Raw genomic sequence first — 855 nt, 5'->3', positions numbered from 1 at the left:
GCACAATAGCTTCGGTCAAAAACTGATGCGCATTTACAATCAGAAAGGCATCTTTTCAAACACAAAAGATTCCGAAGAAGGCTTAACACATATACTCTCAGAGCATTTCGAGAATGTTAAAACCAAGATTCAAGGTACTGTAGTAATGTTTTCCGCTTCAGGGAAAAAATAGCATCCAACCGCAGCACGTTCTTGCTTAAGACGTGCTGCGGCATAATCCCAATGATTACTCCCTGACAGGGTTCGTAGGCCACTCAATATCAGGTGCAGTTGATGTATCAACACGGTTCAGCAACACCCTGCATGCCTTCCATGCCGCCAGCAATGATGTTTCCTCCTTCGTTGCATATACTGCTCACCTTTTTCACCCACGATTAACCAACAGCCAGACCAGCAGACACGCCACCACCGGCACAGCAAAATCCATCAGGCTTGCCACATCCCATGCACGTGGATCAAAACCGCCCCACCACGGCATGTTAATCCGCTTGCCATGCCCGAACATTTCAATCCAGCGATATTCTGCCTGGGTGTGTTCACGCGCAATGAAGAACGTACAACCGGCTATCGCCCCGTAAGCCCAGTTTCCGGTAAAAAGACCAGCCAGTACCTGCACCGCCACGGCACAAAGCGCATGAAGTATCGACGTGATATCCATCTGCTATCCTTAAAACCACTCCCTGAGCGGGCGCTCTGGTGTAACCACCCACTCACGGAACACGGAATCCTCAAATCCATCGTCAAGAAGACGGATATTAACAAAGTACCCTTCGTTTCGCGTGTATTCTGGTTCTCCGTCATCAGAAACATCTGTCTCCCTGAACGTAAAACCAATCTCATCAACCAGAACGGCAT

General features: G+C 48.7%; 3 protein-coding genes and 2 pseudogenes. 1 reads left to right on the top strand and 4 read right to left on the bottom strand.

What is annotated here, in order from left to right; all coding sequences use genetic code 11:
- Positions 1-172 (top strand): annotated as a pseudogene (locus C4F37_RS27155) (class I SAM-dependent methyltransferase); the annotation flags it as partial.
- On the opposite strand, the gene C4F37_RS28330 reads toward C4F37_RS27155, so the two are convergent.
- The 4 genes and pseudogenes from C4F37_RS28330 to C4F37_RS27135 all read right to left on the bottom strand — a co-directional run.
- Positions 117-254, bottom strand: a complete 138-nt coding sequence (locus C4F37_RS28330) for a nucleocapsid protein (RefSeq protein ID WP_071591511.1) — start codon at positions 252-254, stop codon at positions 117-119. The pseudogene C4F37_RS27155 and the gene C4F37_RS28330 sit on opposite strands and share 56 nt — an antisense overlap.
- Positions 227-346 (bottom strand): annotated as a pseudogene (locus C4F37_RS27145) (tail fiber assembly protein); the annotation flags it as partial. The gene C4F37_RS28330 and the pseudogene C4F37_RS27145, both read right to left, overlap by 28 nt.
- An 18-nt stretch (positions 347-364) precedes the next feature.
- The gene (locus C4F37_RS27140) at positions 365-658 is read right to left on the bottom strand and encodes a hypothetical protein (RefSeq protein WP_000355700.1); all 294 of its coding nucleotides are present in this window, start codon (positions 656-658) and stop codon (positions 365-367) included.
- Between the two features lie 9 nt (positions 659-667).
- Positions 668-855: hypothetical protein (locus C4F37_RS27135; RefSeq protein ID WP_106106749.1), on the bottom strand; the 188-nt coding region annotated here is incomplete at its 5' end.

This window comes from Escherichia sp. R1 (assembly GCF_003000935.1).
Taxonomy (GTDB): domain Bacteria; phylum Pseudomonadota; class Gammaproteobacteria; order Enterobacterales; family Enterobacteriaceae; genus Escherichia; species Escherichia coli.
The sequence above is the reverse complement of the archived record's forward strand: the minus strand, read 5'-3'. Positions and strand labels throughout refer to the sequence as shown.